Raw genomic sequence first — 688 nt, forward strand, 5'->3', positions numbered from 1 at the left:
CGCCCCAGTTAAACTACCCACCAGGCACTGTCCCTGAACCAGATCATGGCCCGAGGTTGAGACACCCAATTCGACCAGAGTGGTATTTCAACAGCGACTCCACGACCACTAGCGTGGCCGCTTCACAGTCTCCCACCTATCCTACACAAGCCGAACCGAGCACCAATACCAAGCTGTAGTAAAGGTCCCGGGGTCTTTCCGTCCTGCCGCGCGTAACGAGCATCTTTACTCGTAGTGCAATTTCGCCGAGTCTGTGGTCGAGACAGCGCCCAAGTCGTTACGCCATTCGTGCAGGTCGGAACTTACCCGACAAGGAATTTCGCTACCTTAGGATGGTTATAGTTACCACCGCCGTTTACTGGCGCTTAAATTCTCCGCTTCGCCCCGAAGGACTAACAGGTCCTCTTAACGTTCCAGCACCGGGCAGGCGTCAGTCCGTATACATCGTCTTGCGACTTCGCACGGACCTGTGTTTTTAGTAAACAGTCGCTTGGGCCTGGTCTCTGCGGCCGCCCAGCCCTAGCCCGCGAAGAGCTTCAAGCCAGACGGCCCTCCTTCTCCCGAAGTTACGGAGGTATTTTGCCGAGTTCCTTAACCACAGTTCACTCGATCGCCTTGGTATTCTCTACCTGACCACCTGTGTCGGTTTAGGGTACGGGCCGCAACAGCACTCGCTAGAGGCTTTTCT

General features: G+C 55.7%; 1 rRNA gene. It reads right to left on the reverse strand.

What is annotated here, in order from left to right:
- Positions 1 to 688 (reverse strand): 23S ribosomal RNA (locus tag ABD143_RS38035); the annotation flags it as partial.

The sequence above is a fragment of the Pseudonocardia aurantiaca genome (assembly GCF_039526725.1).
Lineage (GTDB): Bacteria > Actinomycetota > Actinomycetes > Mycobacteriales > Pseudonocardiaceae > Pseudonocardia > Pseudonocardia aurantiaca.